This is a genomic window from Vibrio porteresiae DSM 19223 (assembly GCF_024347055.1).
Lineage (GTDB): Bacteria > Pseudomonadota > Gammaproteobacteria > Enterobacterales > Vibrionaceae > Vibrio > Vibrio porteresiae.
In genome coordinates, this window is record NZ_AP024895.1 from 2,653,756 (window position 1) to 2,672,251 (window position 18,496).

16 protein-coding genes and 1 pseudogene are annotated in these 18,496 nt (G+C 43.4%); 9 read left to right on the forward strand and 8 right to left on the reverse strand.

From position 1 onward, the window contains the following. Window positions 1-151 precede the first annotated feature (151 nt). Window positions 152-1,816, forward strand: coding sequence for an asparagine synthase B (asnB, locus tag OCV11_RS12105; RefSeq protein WP_261893117.1), 1,665 nt, complete (start codon window positions 152-154; stop codon window positions 1,814-1,816). Between the two features lie 99 nt (window positions 1,817-1,915). Here asnB and rfaH read toward each other — a convergent pair whose 3' ends face one another. Continuing rightward, window positions 1,916-2,434 (reverse strand): transcription/translation regulatory transformer protein RfaH, encoded by a 519-nt coding sequence (rfaH, locus tag OCV11_RS12110; RefSeq protein ID WP_261893119.1) that lies wholly within the window; start codon window positions 2,432-2,434, stop codon window positions 1,916-1,918. A 436-nt stretch (window positions 2,435-2,870) separates the two neighbouring features. Between rfaH and dtpA the strand changes: the two genes are divergently transcribed. Continuing rightward, entirely contained in the window at window positions 2,871-4,361 is a 1,491-nt protein-coding gene (gene dtpA / locus OCV11_RS12115; protein WP_261893121.1) for a dipeptide/tripeptide permease DtpA, read from the forward strand. 74 nt (window positions 4,362-4,435) lie between these two features. On the opposite strand, the gene hemH is transcribed toward dtpA, so the two are convergent. The 3 genes from hemH to htpG all read right to left on the reverse strand — a co-directional run bounded on the left by hemH (window position 4,436) and on the right by htpG (window position 8,356). Then, window positions 4,436-5,398, reverse strand: a complete 963-nt coding sequence (gene hemH / locus OCV11_RS12120; RefSeq protein WP_261893123.1) for a ferrochelatase — start codon at window positions 5,396-5,398, stop codon at window positions 4,436-4,438. Window positions 5,399-5,517: 119 nt separating this feature from the next. Beyond that, window positions 5,518-6,162 (reverse strand): adenylate kinase, encoded by a 645-nt coding sequence (adk, locus tag OCV11_RS12125; protein WP_261893125.1) that lies wholly within the window; start codon window positions 6,160-6,162, stop codon window positions 5,518-5,520. A 289-nt stretch (window positions 6,163-6,451) separates the two neighbouring features. Further along, window positions 6,452-8,356 (reverse strand): molecular chaperone HtpG, encoded by a 1,905-nt coding sequence (gene htpG / locus OCV11_RS12130; RefSeq protein ID WP_261893127.1) that lies wholly within the window; start codon window positions 8,354-8,356, stop codon window positions 6,452-6,454. A gap of 281 nt (window positions 8,357-8,637) precedes the next feature. On the opposite strand from htpG, the gene OCV11_RS12135 reads away from it, so the two are divergent. From OCV11_RS12135 to OCV11_RS12150, 4 genes are read left to right on the forward strand one after another with little or no spacing between them, the layout of a single operon-like run. Then, entirely contained in the window at window positions 8,638-9,552 is a 915-nt protein-coding gene (locus OCV11_RS12135; RefSeq protein WP_261893129.1) for a winged helix-turn-helix domain-containing protein, read from the forward strand. Window positions 9,553-9,563: 11 nt separating this feature from the next. Beyond that, on the forward strand, window positions 9,564-10,073 hold the full coding sequence (locus OCV11_RS12140; RefSeq protein WP_261893130.1) for a regulatory protein ToxS: 510 nt from the start codon (window positions 9,564-9,566) through the stop codon (window positions 10,071-10,073). A 56-nt stretch (window positions 10,074-10,129) separates the two neighbouring features. Further along, window positions 10,130-10,888 carry a sulfite exporter TauE/SafE family protein gene (locus OCV11_RS12145; RefSeq protein ID WP_261893132.1) on the forward strand — a complete coding sequence of 253 codons (759 nt, stop codon included), beginning with the start codon at window positions 10,130-10,132 and terminating at the stop codon, window positions 10,886-10,888. 48 nt (window positions 10,889-10,936) lie between these two features. Beyond that, complete coding sequence (locus OCV11_RS12150; protein WP_261896293.1) at window positions 10,937-11,230, forward strand: SelT/SelW/SelH family protein; 294 nt, start codon at window positions 10,937-10,939, stop codon at window positions 11,228-11,230. Between the two features lie 52 nt (window positions 11,231-11,282). Here the strand turns inward: OCV11_RS12150 and yfcE are convergent, their stop codons facing one another. Beyond that, window positions 11,283-11,831, reverse strand: coding sequence for a phosphodiesterase (yfcE, locus tag OCV11_RS12155; protein ID WP_261893134.1), 549 nt, complete (start codon window positions 11,829-11,831; stop codon window positions 11,283-11,285). A gap of 170 nt (window positions 11,832-12,001) precedes the next feature. On the opposite strand from yfcE, the gene OCV11_RS12160 reads away from it, so the two are divergent. The 3 genes and pseudogenes from OCV11_RS12160 to OCV11_RS12170 all read left to right on the forward strand — a co-directional run bounded on the left by OCV11_RS12160 (window position 12,002) and on the right by OCV11_RS12170 (window position 14,933). Next, window positions 12,002-12,916 carry a TIGR01777 family oxidoreductase gene (locus OCV11_RS12160; protein WP_261893136.1) on the forward strand — a complete coding sequence of 305 codons (915 nt, stop codon included), beginning with the start codon at window positions 12,002-12,004 and terminating at the stop codon, window positions 12,914-12,916. A gap of 15 nt (window positions 12,917-12,931) precedes the next feature. Then, a pseudogene (locus OCV11_RS12165) lies at window positions 12,932-13,771 on the forward strand (SDR family oxidoreductase). A gap of 307 nt (window positions 13,772-14,078) precedes the next feature. Beyond that, window positions 14,079-14,933: a co-chaperone YbbN gene (locus tag OCV11_RS12170; RefSeq protein WP_261893137.1), complete on the forward strand. Its 855-nt coding sequence runs from the start codon at window positions 14,079-14,081 to the stop codon at window positions 14,931-14,933. Window positions 14,934-14,968: 35 nt separating this feature from the next. Here the strand turns inward: OCV11_RS12170 and cueR are convergent, their stop codons facing one another. The 3 genes from cueR to zipA all read right to left on the reverse strand — a co-directional run bounded on the left by cueR (window position 14,969) and on the right by zipA (window position 18,465). After that, window positions 14,969-15,376, reverse strand: coding sequence for a Cu(I)-responsive transcriptional regulator (gene cueR / locus OCV11_RS12175; protein ID WP_261896294.1), 408 nt, complete (start codon window positions 15,374-15,376; stop codon window positions 14,969-14,971). A gap of 175 nt (window positions 15,377-15,551) precedes the next feature. Continuing rightward, a complete protein-coding gene (ligA, locus tag OCV11_RS12180) occupies window positions 15,552-17,576 on the reverse strand; it encodes an NAD-dependent DNA ligase LigA (RefSeq protein WP_261893138.1) in 2,025 nt (674 codons plus the stop codon). 64 nt (window positions 17,577-17,640) lie between these two features. Next, entirely contained in the window at window positions 17,641-18,465 is an 825-nt protein-coding gene (gene zipA / locus OCV11_RS12185; RefSeq protein ID WP_261893139.1) for a cell division protein ZipA, read from the reverse strand. Between the last annotated feature and the right edge of the window lie 31 nt (window positions 18,466-18,496).

Below are 18,496 nucleotides of genomic sequence, written 5' to 3' on the forward strand. Positions count from 1 at the left end.
ATTAAATTTTATATACAATATTTGTTGTTTTATTAAAAATCATTCACCATTATCCGTTTTATATAAATTATTACCCATTTATTGGTTGCTTTTTTTAATCAAAGTGGCAAATTGAACTCATCGGAAGAAACCAAGTAAGTAAGGAAGTCGTATGTGTTCTATCTTTGGCATTCTAGACATAAAAAGTGACGCAGCTGAGTTGCGCCCTGTCGCCTTAGAAATGTCTAAAAAACTTCGCCACCGTGGCCCAGACTGGTCAGGCATCTATTCATCAGACCGAGCAATTCTCGCACATGAACGCCTAGCCATCGTGGGTCTCAATAGCGGCGCTCAACCTCTGTTCAGCCCAGATAGAAAACTGATCCTTGCTGTCAATGGTGAAATCTATAACCACAAAGAAATTCGCGCTCGTTATGCAGGCAAATACGATTTCCAAACAGAGTCAGATTGTGAAGTCATTTTGGCGCTTTATCGCGACAAAGGTGCAGATCTGCTCGAAGAGCTGAACGGCATTTTCGCTTTCGTTCTTTATGATGAAGAAAAAGATGAATATCTCGTAGGTCGTGACCACATTGGTATCATTCCTTTGTACCAAGGTTACGATGAACACGGTAACTACTATGTGGCTTCAGAAATGAAAGCACTTGTTCCTGTGTGCAAAACCATCAGTGAATTCCCTCCAGGTTCTTTCTACCGTTCTGGAGATGCAGCACCACAGCGTTACTACGAACGTGATTGGTTTGAATACAACGCAGTAAAAGACAACCTTTCATCAAAAGAAGAGTTAACCGCAGCACTTGAAGCAGCAGTGAAACGTCAATTGATGACTGATGTACCTTACGGTGTATTACTTTCAGGTGGTTTGGACTCATCAATCACTTCAGCCATTGCCAAACGTTACGCTGCAATGCGTATTGAAGATGATGAAAAGTCAGCAGCTTGGTGGCCTCAATTGCACTCTTTCGCGATTGGTCTTGAAGGTGCGCCTGATTTGAAAGCGGCTCGTGAAGTGGCTGAACAGATCGGTACGGTTCACCATGAAATGACTTACAGCATTCAAGAAGGGTTAGATGCGATTCGTGATGTTATCTACCACATTGAAACGTATGACGTGACAACCATTCGTGCATCAACTCCTATGTTCTTGATGGGACGTAAGATCAAAGCGATGGGGATCAAAATGGTGCTCTCTGGTGAAGGTGCAGATGAGATTTTTGGTGGTTACTTATACTTCCATAAAGCACCAAATGCTCAAGAATTCCATGAAGAAACTGTGCGTAAACTGCTTGCATTGAACTTGTTCGACTGTGCTCGTGCTAACAAATCGCTGGCTGCTTGGGGGGTTGAAGGTCGCGTACCATTCCTAGACAAAGAATTTATCGATGTTGCAATGCGTCTAAACCCTAAAGACAAAATGTGTGGCAACGGCAAGATGGAAAAACACATTCTGCGCGAATGCTTTGAACATTATCTACCAGCCTCTATCGCATGGCGTCAAAAAGAGCAGTTCTCTGACGGTGTAGGTTACAACTGGATTGATACCTTAAAAGCTACTGCGGAAGCAAAAGTAACTGATCAACAAATGGAAACAGCGAAATTCCGCTTCCCATACAACACCCCAACCACTAAAGAAGGGTATGTATATCGCGAAATTTTTGAAGAGCTTTTCCCTCTTGAGTCAGCTGCACACTGTGTTCCTGGCGGCCCATCTGTGGCATGTTCTTCCGCTAAAGCCATTGAATGGGATGAGTCATTTAAAAACTGTATCGACCCATCAGGTCGTGCGGTGAAAGCTGTCCACCACGAAGCCTACTAATCAGCAGATGTCGGCTAGAGACTAAAAAGGTGCCTAAGGCACCTTTTTTGTTATTGAGCATTTTTCTCATGCAACGATTTGGTTTTCTAACCAATAACGTTAATCACTATCAATCGAAGAGGACTTTATTGCCAAATCACGGTTGGCGATGCTTATCTCGACACATTGATTAATCAATTTAATTAACATGATAGAACGTGCTTCACCGTCTGGTTCTTGATAAATCGCTTCAATACCAGCGAATTGTCCCCCAGTGACTTCAATCACTTGACCTTTTTGTGGACCAGCATCTTGAACAACTAGAAGGCGTTCTTCTTCCACCAACTTCAGCTCACTTATCAAATCACTATTAAGCTCTTTGGGCATTGCCCCAAAGCGAATGAAATCCACAACACCACGAGTTGAACGCACTGACGTAAAGGTAGGTCCTTGTTCATAATCAAATCGAACAAACACATACGATGGAAATAATGGTTCTTTAACCTGCTGACGCTTACTACGAACAATCTTTTCTATGACAACCTCAGGGTAATAACACTCTACTCCCTGATTTTCTAGGTGGAGTTTTGCTCGCAATTGCTCACCACGCTTGCAATACAATAAGTACCAACGTTTCATAAGACGACCCCACTCTTTTTTCCCAATCCTATCACATTCGCCGACACATTAAATAAGAGAACCCTTTGTCCGCTTAACCCGTGCGCAATCAGTCACTCTGTTTTCACTATCATGTGATTTTAGTCACATATTATTGGGTATTTTCCATTTTTGAAAAAATAGTTTACGCACAACAAGAGTGTGCAACAAAAAACATAACTAGATGAATTTTAAAGAATTTTATTATCAGTTCATAATTCGGTAATTTTTATAACTTGCGATTTAATTACCTAGTCTGTATACGTACACTCCGAATAAATCTCTTTATTACAACCTAAAAATAGTTGTCATTACTTTGTAATTTGTTGGGAATTTCATTTCTACAATCTTGAAATGGTTACCCGATACTTTTGATGCATAACACAACCGCGCAAGCGGACGCTTACAGGAACTTCATATGTCTGACTTGAACATTTTCAAGCAACCGAAGTCGTTCTATCTGATCTTTTCAATAGAATTCTGGGAACGATTTGGTTTTTATGGGATGCAAGCCATCCTTACTGTATACCTTGTAAAAATCTTAGGTATGGATGAATCTACGTCATTCGTACTGTTCGGTGCATTCTCTGCATTGATCTACGGTTTTGTTGCTGCTGGCGGTTGGTTGGGTGACAAAGTCATCGGCACCAAACGCGCTATCACTTTAGGCGCAATTATCCTTATGATTGGTTACGCACTTTTAGGTGTATCAACCACATCAGGACACATCGGTGGTTCTACACTTATTTTCGTTGCAATGGGCTTTATCACCGTTGGTAATGGCCTGTTCAAAGCGAACCCATCAAGCCTTCTTGCCAAAGTGTATGACGAAAACGACCCTCGTTTAGATGGTGCGTTTACTATGTACTACATGGCAATCAACATCGGTTCTTTGATCTCTATGATCCTAACCCCTATCGTTGCTGATAAAGCGGGTTACGGCATGGCTTTCGGCGTAAGTGCGATTGGTCTTGCGATTACCGTTGTCAACTTCCTATCTTGCCTAAAAATGCTTAACTCTGTCGGTTCTCCAGCAGATTTAGCACCAGCAAACAAAACTAAGCTTCTCATGGTTATTATCGGTGCTGTAGTAGCAAGCTTCATCTGTAGTTACCTACTACAAAACCTGACTCTTGCGCATGGTATTTTGGTTATTGCTGGTTTGGCTATTTTGTTCTTCTACTTTAAAGAAGCACTGAGCATGACTGGTATTGAACGCCAAAAGATGTTTGTAGCCTTTGTTTTGATGCTACAAGGTATCGTGTTCTTTGTACTTTACTTCCAGATGCCAACATCATTGAACTTCTTTGCGATTCACAACGTAAGTCATGACCTATTTGGTTTCCAAGCTGAACCTGAACAGTTCCAAGCACTTAACCCATTCTGGATTATGATTGCTAGCCCAATCCTAGCGATTATGTACGGTAAACTGGGTGATAGCCTATCTATGCCGTTCAAGTTTGCTATCGGTATGGCGCTGTGTGCCCTGTCATTCCTTGTTCTCTCTTGGGGTGCAGGCTTTGCGAATGAACAAGGCATCATCAGTTCTAACTGGTTAGTACTAAGCTACTTGTTCCAATCTATCGGTGAATTGTTAGTATCTGGTCTTGGTCTGGCAATGGTGGCTCAACTCGTTCCACAACGCATGATGGGCTTTGCTATGGGCATGTGGTTCTTAACCTCTGCAACAGCCGCGGTTATCGCAGGCTGGGTTGCGAGCTTGACTTCTGTGCCATCAGACATCGCAAGTGCACACGACTCACTAGCTATCTACGGTGATGTATTTGGTAAGATTGGTTACAGCACGGCAGTGATTGCTGTGATTACTTTCCTTATTGCACCAAAACTGACTCGTGTAAGCCGTGGCGAAAGCGCATCTAAAGCGGAAAGCGCACAAGCTTCTGCATAAGCCAGACCTGTTTTGAATAATAAAAAGCCTCGTTAATTAACGAGGCTTTTTTATATAAACCTTGTGAGCTAAACCTAGCTGTAGTACTCAACGAGTTTAGCCATCATTTCAATGTGTAAATCGCTGTCATTTAAACATTCGACATAGTGAAATTCTTCGCCACCAGCTTCGATAAAGATCTCCTTATTTTGCTCTTGAAGCTCTTCTAAGGTTTCTAGGCAATCCACAGAGAACGCTGGAGAAACAATATCCAGCTTACGAATACCTTTTGCAGGCAAAGTTTCCATCGTCTTATCGGTATAAGGTTGTAGCCACTCTTCGCGCCCGAAACGCGATTGATAGGTCATTATGATTTGGTCAGAGCCTAGCCCCAATTCAATCCGTAATAACTCAGTCGTGCGCTCGCAATGCTGAGGATAACAGTCACCATTGTCGGCATAACGTTGAGGTATGCCATGATAAGAACAAAGTAGTGCATCTCCTTGACCATATTGCTGCCAAGAGCGACGAATTTTATCTGCTAACGCTTTGATATAAGCTGGATGATCGTGATAGTCACGAATGAAAATGAGCTCCAGCACCACTGGCTTAGATCGCATCGCATTGGCAATGCCGTCAAAGACAGCAGCAGTGGTCGTTGCGGAATATTGCGGATAGAGCGGAAGGACAATAATACGCTCCACGCCACGTGCTTCTAATGCTCGAATGCCATTAGCTAAGCTCGGTTCACCATAGGTCATACCGAGCTCAACGGGTAGTGCCAACTCCTGCTCAAGCTTAAGCTTTTGACGTTTGGAGTAAACCATCAAAGGTGAGCCTTCGTCCATCCAGATAGACTGGTATAGTTTGGCTACCTTAGGTGAACGAATGGGTAAAATAATCCCGTGTAATATTGGACACCAAAGCAGACGAGTTAAATCGACAACTCGTTTATCATGTAAAAACTCGCCCAAAAACCGCTTAACTGCTTTAGCAGTAGGTTCTTCTGGGGTACCTAAGTTTGCCAGTAATACTCCGACTTTTTTCTCACTTTGCACTTTATTGACCCTTTGCATCGTAAACTTTTGTGGTACCTAACTCTGTGTATATCACAAGAAAATATCATAAAAAAAGCGACCTTACGGTCGCTTTTCACTATAGCAAAGTTTTGCGCAAATTAAGCTAGTGCTTTTTCGATATCGGCACTTACTTCTTCAACTGCTTTAGTGCCGTCGAATTTTAGATACTTAGTTTCACCAGTCGCTGCCAATTTACCGTAGTATTCGATAAGTGGTGCAGTTTGAGTGTGGTAAACGTTTAGACGAGCACGTACTGTTTCTTCTTTGTCGTCATCACGAACAACGAGGTCTTCACCAGTCACGTCATCTTTACCTTCCACTTTAGGTGGGTTGTAAACAACGTGGTAAGTACGACCTGAAGCTAGGTGTGCACGACGGCCAGCCATACGCTCAACGATAACGTTATCAGCTACGTCGAATTCGATTACGTAGTCAACGTCTACGCCCATTTCTTTCAAGCCATCAGCTTGAGGAATAGTGCGAGGGAAGCCATCTAGTAGGAAACCTTTTTCACAATCGTCTTGAGCGATACGTTCTTTGATTAGACCAAGAATAATATCGTCAGAAACAAGCTGACCTGCATCAATAACTGCTTTCGCTTGTTTACCAAGCTCAGTGCCCGCTTTGATTGCAGCACGTAGCATGTCACCAGTTGAAATCTGTGGAATACCAAACTTCTGCTGAATGAATTGAGCCTGTGTGCCTTTACCTGCACCTGGAGCACCTAAAAGAATGATGCGCATGTTCTATCCTCTTTATTAACTAAATCGTTATACCGAAGCTCACAACGTCTTGTGATTTGCATGGTAAGTTTCGGTATAAACCAATCTCATTGATGGCGTGCCAAAATACACGCCTCGCTTTTCACATTCAAGTCGCAGATTCTACCACAACTTTTTCTTGTGCTGACGAAAGTTAGACTAAAGATTGCGACGTTTTATAAGAAAATCATCGCAAATAGTTTCGTGTAAATTGGGTTAACTAACACGAAAAAAGCTCGCCATTTGGCGAGCTTTGTCTAACTCTAAAGGATTATGCCTTTACCAGCAATTGGTTAACTGCACTTAGGAACTCTGATGGATCATCCATCGAGCCACGTTCTGCTAACATCGCTTGGCCAAACAGCACTTCAACCCAACGACCAAATACTTCTTCATCAGGCTCATCTGCCATGCGAGTGACCATTGGATGTTCTGGATTGATTTCGAAAATGTACTTCACTTCTGGCGCAGCTTGACCTGCAGCAGCCAAAAGTTTCGCCATTTGTGTCCCCATTTCAAAGTCATCTGTCACTAATACTGCAGGTGTACTTGCCAGCTTGAATGTGGTACGAACTTCTTTAACACGGTCACCAAGGTAAGCTTTGACACGTTCAACCACAGATTTGAACTCTTGCTCAGCTTCTTTGTGCTTTTCTTTCTCTTGTTCGTCTTCAAACTTGCTCAGATCTAACCCAGCTTTGGTAATTGATTGGAAAGACTTTCCATCGAACTCAGTCAGATAATTCATCATCCACTCGTCGATGCGATCAGACATCAGCAGTACTTCAATACCTTTACTGCGGAACTGCTCTAGGTGAGGACTGTTTTTGGCTGCTTTATAGCTATCAGCCGTCAAATAGTAGATCTTATCCTGCCCTTCTTTCATGCGAGATACGTAATCAGCCAGAGACACTTTCTCTTCCGAGGTATCTTCATGAGTTGAAGCAAAGCGCATCAGACCCGCAATTTTTTCTTTGTTAGAGAAATCTTCTGCCGGACCTTCTTTCAATACCAAACCAAATTCTTTCCAGAAGGCAAGGTACTTTTCACTGTCGTTTTTCGCTAGACCTTCTAGCATAGTCAACACGCGCTTAGTTAATGCGCTGCGCAAGGTATGAGTAACTTTGTTGTCTTGCAAAATTTCACGAGAAACGTTCAGCGGTAAGTCATTGGAGTCAATCAAACCACGTACGAAACGCATATAACTTGGCATGAACTGAGCTGCGTCATCCATAATGAAGACGCGTTGTACGTAGAGTTTCAAACCATGTTTGTGTTCACGGTTGAACAGATCCCACGGTGCTTTGGTTGGGATATACAGCAAACTCGTGTAATCGTTTTTACCTTCAACGCGGTTATGCGACCAAACTAGCGGATCAGCGTAATCGTGAGTAATGTGTTTGTAGAACTCTTGGTACTCTTCATCTTTTACTTCCGACTTTGAGCGTGTCCAAAGCGCTTGAGCTTTGTTGACCTGCTCCCACGTTTTCTCACCCGTCTCTTTACCTTCGTCATCTTTTTCAGCAACGTGTAGGTAGACAGGAATGCTAATGTGATCCGAATATTTGGAAATCACATCACGTAAACGCCACTCAGATAAGAACTCTTTTCCCTCATCGCGCAGATGTAAGATAATATCCGTCCCGCGGGATTCTTTATTAATGGTTTCAATGGTATACTCGCCTTCACCTTTCGAATACCACTGGACGGCATCTTCGGCTGGTAAGCCTGCGGCGCGTGTACGTACTGTCACAGCATCCGCAACGATGAATGCAGAGTAAAAACCAACACCAAACTGACCAATTAATTGAGAATCTTTGGTTTGTTCTTCTGAGAGTTTAGAGAAGAATTCTGCTGTTCCAGACTTCGCGATTGTACCTAAGTTTTCAATCACATCATCTCGGCTCATACCAATACCATTATCTGAAACAGTAATGGTGTTCGCGTCAGCATCGAATGATAGCTTTACGCCCAAATCGGCATCGCCTTGATAGAGTTCTGGATTAGACAACGCTTTGAAACGCAGCTTATCCGCTGCATCAGACGCGTTGGAAATAAGTTCACGTAAAAAGATCTCTTTGTTGGAGTACAAAGAGTGAATCATCAGATGAAGTAACTGTTTTACTTCTGATTGAAAACCACGTGTTTCTTTATTCATAGTTGCAGTTTCGCTCATATCCGCTCCATAACATCTAAACATGTTCATTCCGAACCACCTCAGAATGAACGCTGAAACTTTGCTAAATAGATGAGGACTGCAAATGTAAAATCAAGGTCAATTGCAATAAAAACGATGTTTTTTGCATTTGTATTGTTTATGCTTAGCTTTGTTTTTATCAAGGAAGATAAAAAATGCTATAGTCTTAACTCGTTCTTAACTCGTTCTTAACTCATTGACATGGAATATACCTTCTCGGTAAAAGTCAAAAAATCTAATACTTATAAAAGAAGATATCGATGAGTAACATTGGTCCAAAGTTTATTCTTGATGATAGATTCACCTTTGATCCCACAAGTAACTCATTAGTTGATAAAGAAGCTGACGACGAGATTGTTCGCCTCGGAAGCAATGAGAGTCGTATTTTACTAATGCTGTCACAACGCCCAAATGAAGTCGTTACTCGTAATGAGTTACATGATTTTGTCTGGCGGGAACAAGGTTTTGAAGTAGATGATTCTAGTCTTACACAGGCTATTTCGACACTTCGGAAGAATCTAAAAGACTCAACTAAATCACCTCAGTTTGTGAAAACTGTACCTAAACGCGGTTACCAGTTGATTTGTAATGTGTATTCTATCAATGAGCCATTAAATTTCGAGATTCCTACTCCAATAACATCGGTGGAAAAGGAGTCCTTGGTTAACGATTCTACGAATGATGATGACCTCTCACCTGCCAACGTAGAAACGCAAAATAACTCAATAGAACATACAGAAACAGAGAAGCATTCTGAGACTGTTAGTTTACAAAATGATGATGAAGTAACGGTAAAAAATCAAAAAAGTTCTAAATCACCCGATATTGTGACAAAAATGTTACTATTGGTGGCGATTTTAATGCCGATCATCGTTTTAACGTGGATGAGCCCTACTCCCGCTAAATTTATCCATTTAGCCAGCTATAACGATATAGAGGTGAATGCGCCGCTAAATCAGCCTGAGTTGACTTCTTGGTTGCCTTCAATCAAGCAGTGTATTGAGGCTTACAGCGTCCGACATAGCGGGGAATCCAAAGCGAAACAAGTCATCGCGACAGGTGGTCAGGACAACGTCCTTGTACTTAACTATGTTCACCAGCCGCAGCAATCTGTGGATAACTTCACGGTAAGAATCCTTGCCAATCAAAGTGATTTATCCAACCTTTGCCGGTAATGGGATGAAAAATGACAAAAAGAATTGCTACGATTATCTTTCTGATATCATTAATTTTTTCTGCCTGGTTATACCTCGACAGTGATCTCAAAGTAGAACAACTGCTCTCTTCAAGAGAGTGGCAGTCTCGTATCGTGACTAAATTGGAAAGCGATCGTTCCGTTGGCCCATTAACTCGGGTCGATGTGTCATCCAACATGAAATACTTACCTAATGGTAACTATATTCGTGTTTCTGTGATGCGATTGTTCGCTCAACAGTCAAAAGAGCCAGATAGCGTGATCAATATATCTGAAACAGGGGATTGGGACGTCAGTGATAATTACCTTTTAGTGACACCAAAACAGTTTAAGGACGTTTCTAATAGCAAAAGCAGCGACTTTACCCCTGATCAACTTAAGCTGATCACCCAGTTCTTTAAATTAGATGCAGAACAAAGCCGTCGCATTGATATCGTCAATGATAAGACTTTACTACTGACTAGCTTGAGTCACGGTTCTCAGGTGCTGTTTAGTAACTAGTTAAATTCGAAAAGGGATCACCTCAAGGGCAGCAACGCTGCCCTTCTGTTTATATTATGGACTGGATAAATTCACTTGGCCTTTTCATCGGCTCATACTTATCAAACACCCTTGCCGCACTCTCTGGCGGCGGGGCTGGTTTACTGCAATTTCCTTTGCTTATTTTCTTAGGACTGCCTTTTTCACAAGCCCTTGCAACCCATAAAGTCGCTAGTGTCGCCCTAGGTTTAGGCGCAGCGTTTACTCACATTCGCCATCGCAATATTCCTTTAGGGATGGCAACCTACGTGACTTTAGTAGGACTTGTTGGCGTGGTTATTGGAGCCAATATCGTAGTTTATATCCCTGAACAAGCCGCCAAAATGATGTTGGGGGCTATGATTTTGGGCTTAGGCATCTACTCACGTCTTAAAAAGTCACTTGGTCAAGAAGAGCAACCGATTCGTCGCGATGCGATGGGAATGCTTTGGGGAGCGCCATTACTCATTTTCATTGGCATTATTAATGGGTCTCTAGCTGCTGGCTCTGGGCTGTTAGTCACCCTGTATGTTGTCCGCTGGTTTGGTTATAGCTATAAACAAGCCATTGCTATCACTATGTTTTGCGTTGGTTTTATCTGGAATGGTATCGGTGGTATTGCTGTGGCACACGCTGGGGCGCCTATTTACTGGCCTTGGTTACCGATTTTGTTACTCGGCTCTTTTGTTGGTGGCAGCACTGGTGCGTATCTTGCCAATCGCTATAGTAACCGAGTGATTAAAATCATATTCGAAGTGATCACCGTCGTAGTTGGGATCAAGCTATTAGTTGGCTAGAGATAGTTGGCTAGAGATTATTGTAGGTTAGAGATTAGCGGGATAATGATGAAAAAAGCGATCATTGATATTTATTACTGTCGTCAATGTAACTGGATGCTTCGTGCCAGTTGGATGGCTCAAGAACTGCTGCATACTTTTAGTGAAGAATTGGAAACTGTTGCCTTACATCCTGATACGGGCGGCCATTTTGAAATTCTATGCAATGGCAAAACCATTTGGGAACGTAAAGCAGATGGTGGTTTTCCTGAAGCAAAAGTGCTTAAACAACGTGTCAGAGATGAAATTGATCCTGAGCGTGACTTAGGCCATGCCGATCGTGTCTTGCCATCTGAGCAATAACGTTGGCGATGAGAGATGAGGATTCATCTTTAATGTGGAATCCTCATTCTCGTTAGGCAAGGCAAGTTGCAACTAATGTTTCACCATCAAACGTAATGACTGATAGTTTATCGTTTTCCAATAATCCGTAGCTGGCTGGTAAACCATTTCTGGGAAAGGTGACCGAGCCTGGATTAAAAATAATGGTTTTATCGATTTTTTCTGCAACGGGGACGTGAGTGTGTCCATGCGCAATCACATCATTTTCTCTTAATGGTGGTTGCTTGTTTTGATTGTAAAGATGACCATGCGTCAAAAACAGGCGCTGTCCATTTTCCAGCAGTACCCAGGCGTAATCGCTCATCATCGGAAAGTTGAGCAGCATCTGATCAACTTCACTGTCGCAATTACCACGCACTGCAATAATTTTATCGGCATACTGATTGAGCAGATTGGCGACTTCAGGAGGATTATATCCCTCTGGAATCGGGTTACGGGGGCCGTGATTGAGTAAATCTCCAAGTAAGACTAATGTCTGTGCACCAGATTGAGCGAACAGGGTTAAAGTACGCTGTGTAGCGGGCAAAGATCCATGGAGATCGGATGCAAAAAACAGTTTCATAAGCTACCTCTCTAATACTCAAGCATTGTACGGATTTTTAAATGGAACGCCACCCACACTATTCTCTTCGCAGCATGAAACAACTAGCGTATGATCCGCTGTAACGATCTATATTCTCTTCTTTATCATCACTCACTTTTCCGGCACATGGGCAACGGCAGGGAGGCATAATGAAAATTCTGATTACCGGTGGTACTGGCCTGATTGGCAAAGAATTAGCCAAATTGATCATGACACATGAATTGGTCGTACTTACTCGTAATCCTTATCGGGCAAGACAGCAACTGTCTTACATTAACCACGATAAGATAAAGTTTATCCATACACTTGAAGATCTTAACGATCTCAATAGCTATGATGCCGTTATCAACCTTGCTGGCGAACCTATTGCCGATAAGCGTTGGACCAAAAAGCAAAAACAAGCCATTTGTGATAGTCGCTGGAATATTACCCAAAAATTAGCCAATTTGATCAAAGCCAGTCAAACACCTCCCAAAGTGTTCATTAGTGGCTCAGCGGTTGGTTATTATGGGAATGATTCAACGGGTACGTTTGATGAACACAATGATATTCACAACGAACGTTTCTCTCACTATGTCTGCGCTAATTGGGAAAAAATTGCTCTAAGTGCTCAGAGTGAGAATACTCGAGTGGTGTTACTCAGAACTGGCGTTGTACTTTCTACTCACGGGGGGGCATTGAAAAAAATGTTACTCCCTTATCAGTTAGGTTTGGGTGGTACCATAGGCAATGGAAAACAGTATTTGCCTTGGATTCATATGGTCGACATGGTTAGAGCCATTGTGTATTTGCTCGAAAGCCCTCAAGCACATGGCGCATTTAACCTTGTCGCTCCACATCCAACCACCAATAAAGAATTTGGCCGCACCCTTGCCCATTGTTTAAACCGCCCACATGTGTTGTTTACTCCCAAGTGGTTGATTAAATTACTGATGGGGGAATCGTCAGAATTGCTCATTGACAGTATTGGTGCCAAACCTAAACGATTGAATGACATTGGCTTTCAATTTCATTTCACGCGCATAGAAGCCGCTTTGCGTAACCTATTACATTTGAATCATTAAGTAAGGTATATCGCCGTGACAGCATCCCATCCTCTTTCAATTCTGATTACTGGTTGTTCTAGTGGTATCGGCTATATGGCCGCTCATGAGCTCAATAAACGCGGCTATGAAGTGATCGCCTCTTGTCGCCATTCTGATGATGTCCAACGCCTCATAGATGAAGGCCTGACTTGTATTCAGATCGATTTAGCTGATGAGCAGAGCATCGATAACGGTGTGAAACTGGCATTGGCATTGACTGACAACAGACTTAATGCACTGTTTAATAATGGCGCTTACGGACTGCCTGGGGCATTAGAGGACCTATCGACTCAAGGATTGAGAGAACAATTTAATACGAACTTTTTTGGTTGGCATCATCTGACCACGCAACTGATTCCTCATTTTCGCCAGCAGAGCTATGCTCGCATTGTTCAAAATAGTTCTGTGCTTGGATTCGCCGCGATGAAATATCGGGGCGCTTATAACAGTTCATAATTTGCTATTGAAGGCTGGACTGACACCCTGCGTCTTGAATTGGCCAACACCAATATTCGTATCTCGCTCATTGAACCTGGCGCTATTGAGACCCAGTTTAGGGCCAATGCGTTACGTGCTTTTAAACAATGGATCGACATTGACCACAGTGTGCATCAACAAGAGTATCAAAGTCAGATTGATCGTTTATCTCGTACTCATTCACGTAACAAGTACGCACTTCCAGCAGAAAGCTGTTTACCATCGATCATTCATGCACTTGAAGCAGACAACCCTAAGTTAAGATATCGAATCACCAAACCAACCAAGATGATTGCCATACTCAAACGGCTGCTACCGGGAAAAACGATCGATAAGATCTTATTAAAATCTTCTTAAAAGATAACATTGTCATTAATCGTTCATAATTTGCACTCATAATCGATCCTGTTTCTTACCCTATTGATCTTTCTGAGAGCCGTTATGACCCTGAATCAGTGGAACTGGCTTGGTGTTATGGTCGTGGTCGCACTGTTCCTCGCGTTTTAATACCAGTCGTCACAATTAACGATCCCTTTCCAACGCCAATTATTAACAAGGCATATTGGAAAGGGATGTTTATTTTCTCACATCCGTAAACTTGCCTTGAAAAACGAATCACTTTGCCCCATTTTAGGAAAAAAGTGCGACGTTATAAGGATTTGCTATGCAATCACCATACATTATCGATGTGAGCCAAACCAATTTTCATCAAGTGCTAGAAAGCTCTGCTCACACGCCTATTCTGTTTTATTTTTGGGCACCGATGAGTCAAGAGAGTGCTCAGTTGTTGCCACAAGTACAGCAATTGGCGCAGAAATACGATGGCGCATTTACCCTCGCGATTTTGAACTGCCAGCAAGAACAAGCCATTGCTGCTCAATTTGGTATTCAAGCTCTACCGACTATTGCCATGTTCATCAATGGTCAACCTGTAGATGGTTTAGGTGGCCCTCAACCGATTACAGCAATAGAGACTATGCTATCGCGTCACCTTCCAAGTCAGGAAGAGCGTGACGTCAATAAAGCATTACAACTAATTCAAGAGCAACAATACAGCGCAGCACTGGCGCTACTTCAGCCGCTTTCTGATGAGTGGAAAAAACAAGGTGATGTGAAATTGGCACTCGCAGATTGTTACCTAGAAACTCAACAATTTGACTTGGCTGCACAATGGCTAAGTAATATTCCATTGGAATATCAGGATAACTACTATAAGAGCCTCTGCTCTAAGTTGGAGTTACATCAACAAGCGTCCAATAGCCCAGAGTTGCAAGCACTAGAACAAGCCTATCAAGCGGCTCCGCAAGATGCCAAGCTCGCCAGTGATTTGGCTACCTCATACCATGAGGTTTCCCGCGATGAAGAAGCGTTGGAATTGTTGTGGTCATTCTTGAAAAAAGACCTGAATACGCTTGATGGCGAGATGAAGAAAACCTTTATGGACATCTTAAATGCGCTTGGCCAAGGCAACAGCCTAGCCAGCAAATATCGTCGCCAGCTCTACTCACTGCTCTACTAATCACTTCTGAAATCGTTTTTTTTAAAACAATTCGTTTAGTGTGAGCAATGACAGCAGTGCCCTTTCAAATCTTCGATGATCGGGCACTCGCTATTTTCATCACCTGGACATTCGTTGACCCACTCTTGCAGTTGTTGCTGAACCAAACGCAGTTCCTCAAGCTTCTTCGTCACTTGTTCTAGCTTTAATTGAGCTTGTTGCTTCACCGCTTTACTCTGCCGGGTAGGATCATTGGCTAACTGGAGCATTGCTTTACACTCGTCCAGACTAAAGCCAACCCGCTTACAGCGTGCAATTAATAACAAATCATCGATGTGTCTTTGCTGATAAGTGCGATAGCCGTTATCGGCGCGAATAGGGGCAGCAATCAATCCTTTCTCTTCGTAAAGTCGGATCGACTTAGCGGTAAGACCGGTTTTTTCTGCTACCTCGCTGATATTCATCATAGCTCGACTCCTCTCATTCAATTGCGCTTAGCGAATCACCTCAAGTGTATCGCGGCATTTTCATCGGCTGACATTGCGCATCCACTCTAAACTAACATGAACAAAAAAGCCCTGACCAGAGTCAGAGCTTCTTTTATTAGAACAAGTTACGCGAATGAGCGAAAAGTTCTAGCTAAGCTGATGCATTTAGCAAATCAATTAAGTCTTGCTCAGTACGAACTTCAACCCCCAGTTCTTGTGCTTTGACCAATTTAGAACCAGCAGCTTCACCAGCAAACACTATATCGGTATTTTTCGATACGCTACCTGCGACTTTAGCACCCAGTGCTTGTAATGCTGCTTTAGCGTCATTACGCGATAACTGACTTAAACTACCAGTGAGCACCACCGTTTTTCCAGCTAATGGCTGTGCTGCGGCTTCTGCTTCGCTTTTCGCCGCCAATTCCGGCCAATGCACACCCAATTCACGTAAACGAGTAATCACTTGCTGATTGCGCTCTTGGTCAAAGAAAGCATTGACGTGATTCGCAACCACAGCACCAACATCTGGCACTTCAATCAACTGCTCTACCGAGGCCTGCATAATGGCTTCTAATGTGAGGAAATGCTGAGCAAGATTCAGCGCCGTTGCTTCGCCCACTTCACGGATGCCCAATGAATACAGGAAGCGAGGCAAGCTCGTCTCTTTCGCTTTCGTTAGCGCATTAACGACGTTTTGTGCCGATTTAGGCCCCATACGTTCCAAAATCGTCAACTGACCGGCACTCAAAGTAAAGAGATCGGCCGGAGTCTCAACCAACTCTTTATCTACCAGCTGTTCAATCACTTTTTCGCCAAGACCGTCTACGTCCATCGCTTTACGAGAAACAAAGTGCTTAAGTGCTTCTTTACGTTGTGCAGGACAAACCAAACCGCCGCTACAACGAGCAACCGCTTCTCCTTCAACTCGTTCCACTTCAGAGCCGCAGACAGGACAGTGCGTAGGAAACACAATCGGGCGCGAATCCTCTGGGCGTAACTCTTTTACGACTGAGACAATTTGTGGAATCACATCACCTGCACGGCGAATGATCACGGTGTCACCAACCGCCACGCCTAAACGTTCAATCTCATCCGCATTGTGAAGCGTCGCATTACTTACGGTAACGCCACCAACAAAGACAGGCTCAAGCTTCGCGACCGGCGTAATAGCGCCAGTACGACCGACTTGGAACTCAACATCATTGAGACGAGTCATCTCTTCTTGTGCTGGGAACTTATAAGCAATTGCCCAACGAGGTGCTCGAGCAACAAAGCCTAGCTCTTCTTGAATCGCGATATCATCAAGTTTGATTACCACCCCATCAATCTCATAAGGCAGATCAGGGCGGCGAGTCATAATATCTTGATAGAACGCTTTTACCGCTTCGACACTATCAACCAGCTTAACTTCAGGGCTCATTGGTAAACCCCAGCCTTTTAGCTGAATAAAACGCTCATAATGGCTATCAACTAAGTTTCCGCCTTCAATAACCCCCACACTGTAAGCGTAGAAAGCTAACGGGCGTTTGGCGGTAATACGAGAGTCAAGTTGACGCAGGCTACCTGCAGCAGCATTACGTGGGTTAACAAAGGTTTTTTCACCTTTTTTGATCGCTTCTTGATTCAAACGTTCAAAGCCCGCTTTAGGCATAAACACTTCGCCACGAACTTCGATACGTGTTGGCCAACCTTCCCCACTCAAACGTAGCGGAATGGCCTTAATGGTGCGCACGTTCTCAGTGATGTTTTCTCCCGTAGAGCCATCACCACGTGTTGCAGCTCTCACCAAAACACCATTTTCATAAAGCAAGCTAACGGCTAATCCATCGAGTTTGGGTTCACAACAAATATGAGCTGCTTTGGCAGCAGGAACACGATCGCTCATGCGGCGGAAAAACGCATCCAACTCTTCGTCATCAAATACGTTATCGAGCGAAAGCATCGGGATCTCATGGGCAACTGACTCGAATCCATCCAGAGGAGCGCCACCAACGCGCTGACTCGGTGAATCTGATGTCACCAACTCTGGATGTTGTTCTTCTAGCGTCAGTAACTCGCGCATAAGGCGATCGTACTCAGCGTCCGGAATCGTTGGGTCATCTTCCACGTAATAACGGACTGCATGGTAATTTAGGGTTTCGCGTAATTCTTTGAGTCTCTGCTCGACATTCTGCATCGTTATTATTCTCTCGAATGATGAAAAAAGGCCCCGCTCGGAGCCTTTGCACTGTATTTTATGATTAAGCGTTGGCTTTGCGAGCCTTGTAATCTCTAATCTGTTGGCGATATTCAGCAAGGCGATCTGGGGTCATTAAATTGCGCCCATCATCGAGCACATTACCACCCATATCATCCGCTATCTGCTGCGCCGTTTTAAGCATCAGTTTAAAGTTTTGCTCAGCATCACCAAAGCAAGGCAAGGTCATAAAGAAAGAGATGCCTTTGGTGGTGAAACTGTCTGGGTCATCATGCTCTAATGTTCCAGGTTGCATCATATTTGCGACGCTAAACAATACCTTACCTGTACCAGAAAGGTCGGCATGGCGATGGAAAATATGCATTTCGCCATACAGCAAACCATTTTGCTGCATGCTATCAAATAATTTGGTACCGACAAAAGGATGGTTTCCTGCACAGTGCACGTTAAGCACCAACACTTCCAACTCATCTTCTACCGGTTCAACAGTAACAGGGTCAGATTCTATTGGCGCAGGTTGCTCTACTTCATCAGATTGAGCAATCGCAGTCTCTTGAGTGACATACGGATTATCCAATGCCACAGTCGGTTCATCTACTTCAGCTTCTGCAGTAGAAAACGAGCCAATTAATGGATCAACAGCATCAGACTCGGTATCGCCAAAATTAGGTTCTTTGCGACTAGCCGCTTGAGCCGTATCTTGTTTACCTAAAGATGCTTCATCCTCTTGGTCAACATCGATTTTTTGCAGAGGTCTCTCTCCAAACTTGGATTTTCCTTCCTTCTTAGAGGTCCAAAGACCATGAAATAGTAAAGCGGCTATCGCTAGCCCGCCAACAATAATGAGTACGAATCGCAATTCCTGCATCTTAAACTCTCAGTTTCTCTACTTTTGATGT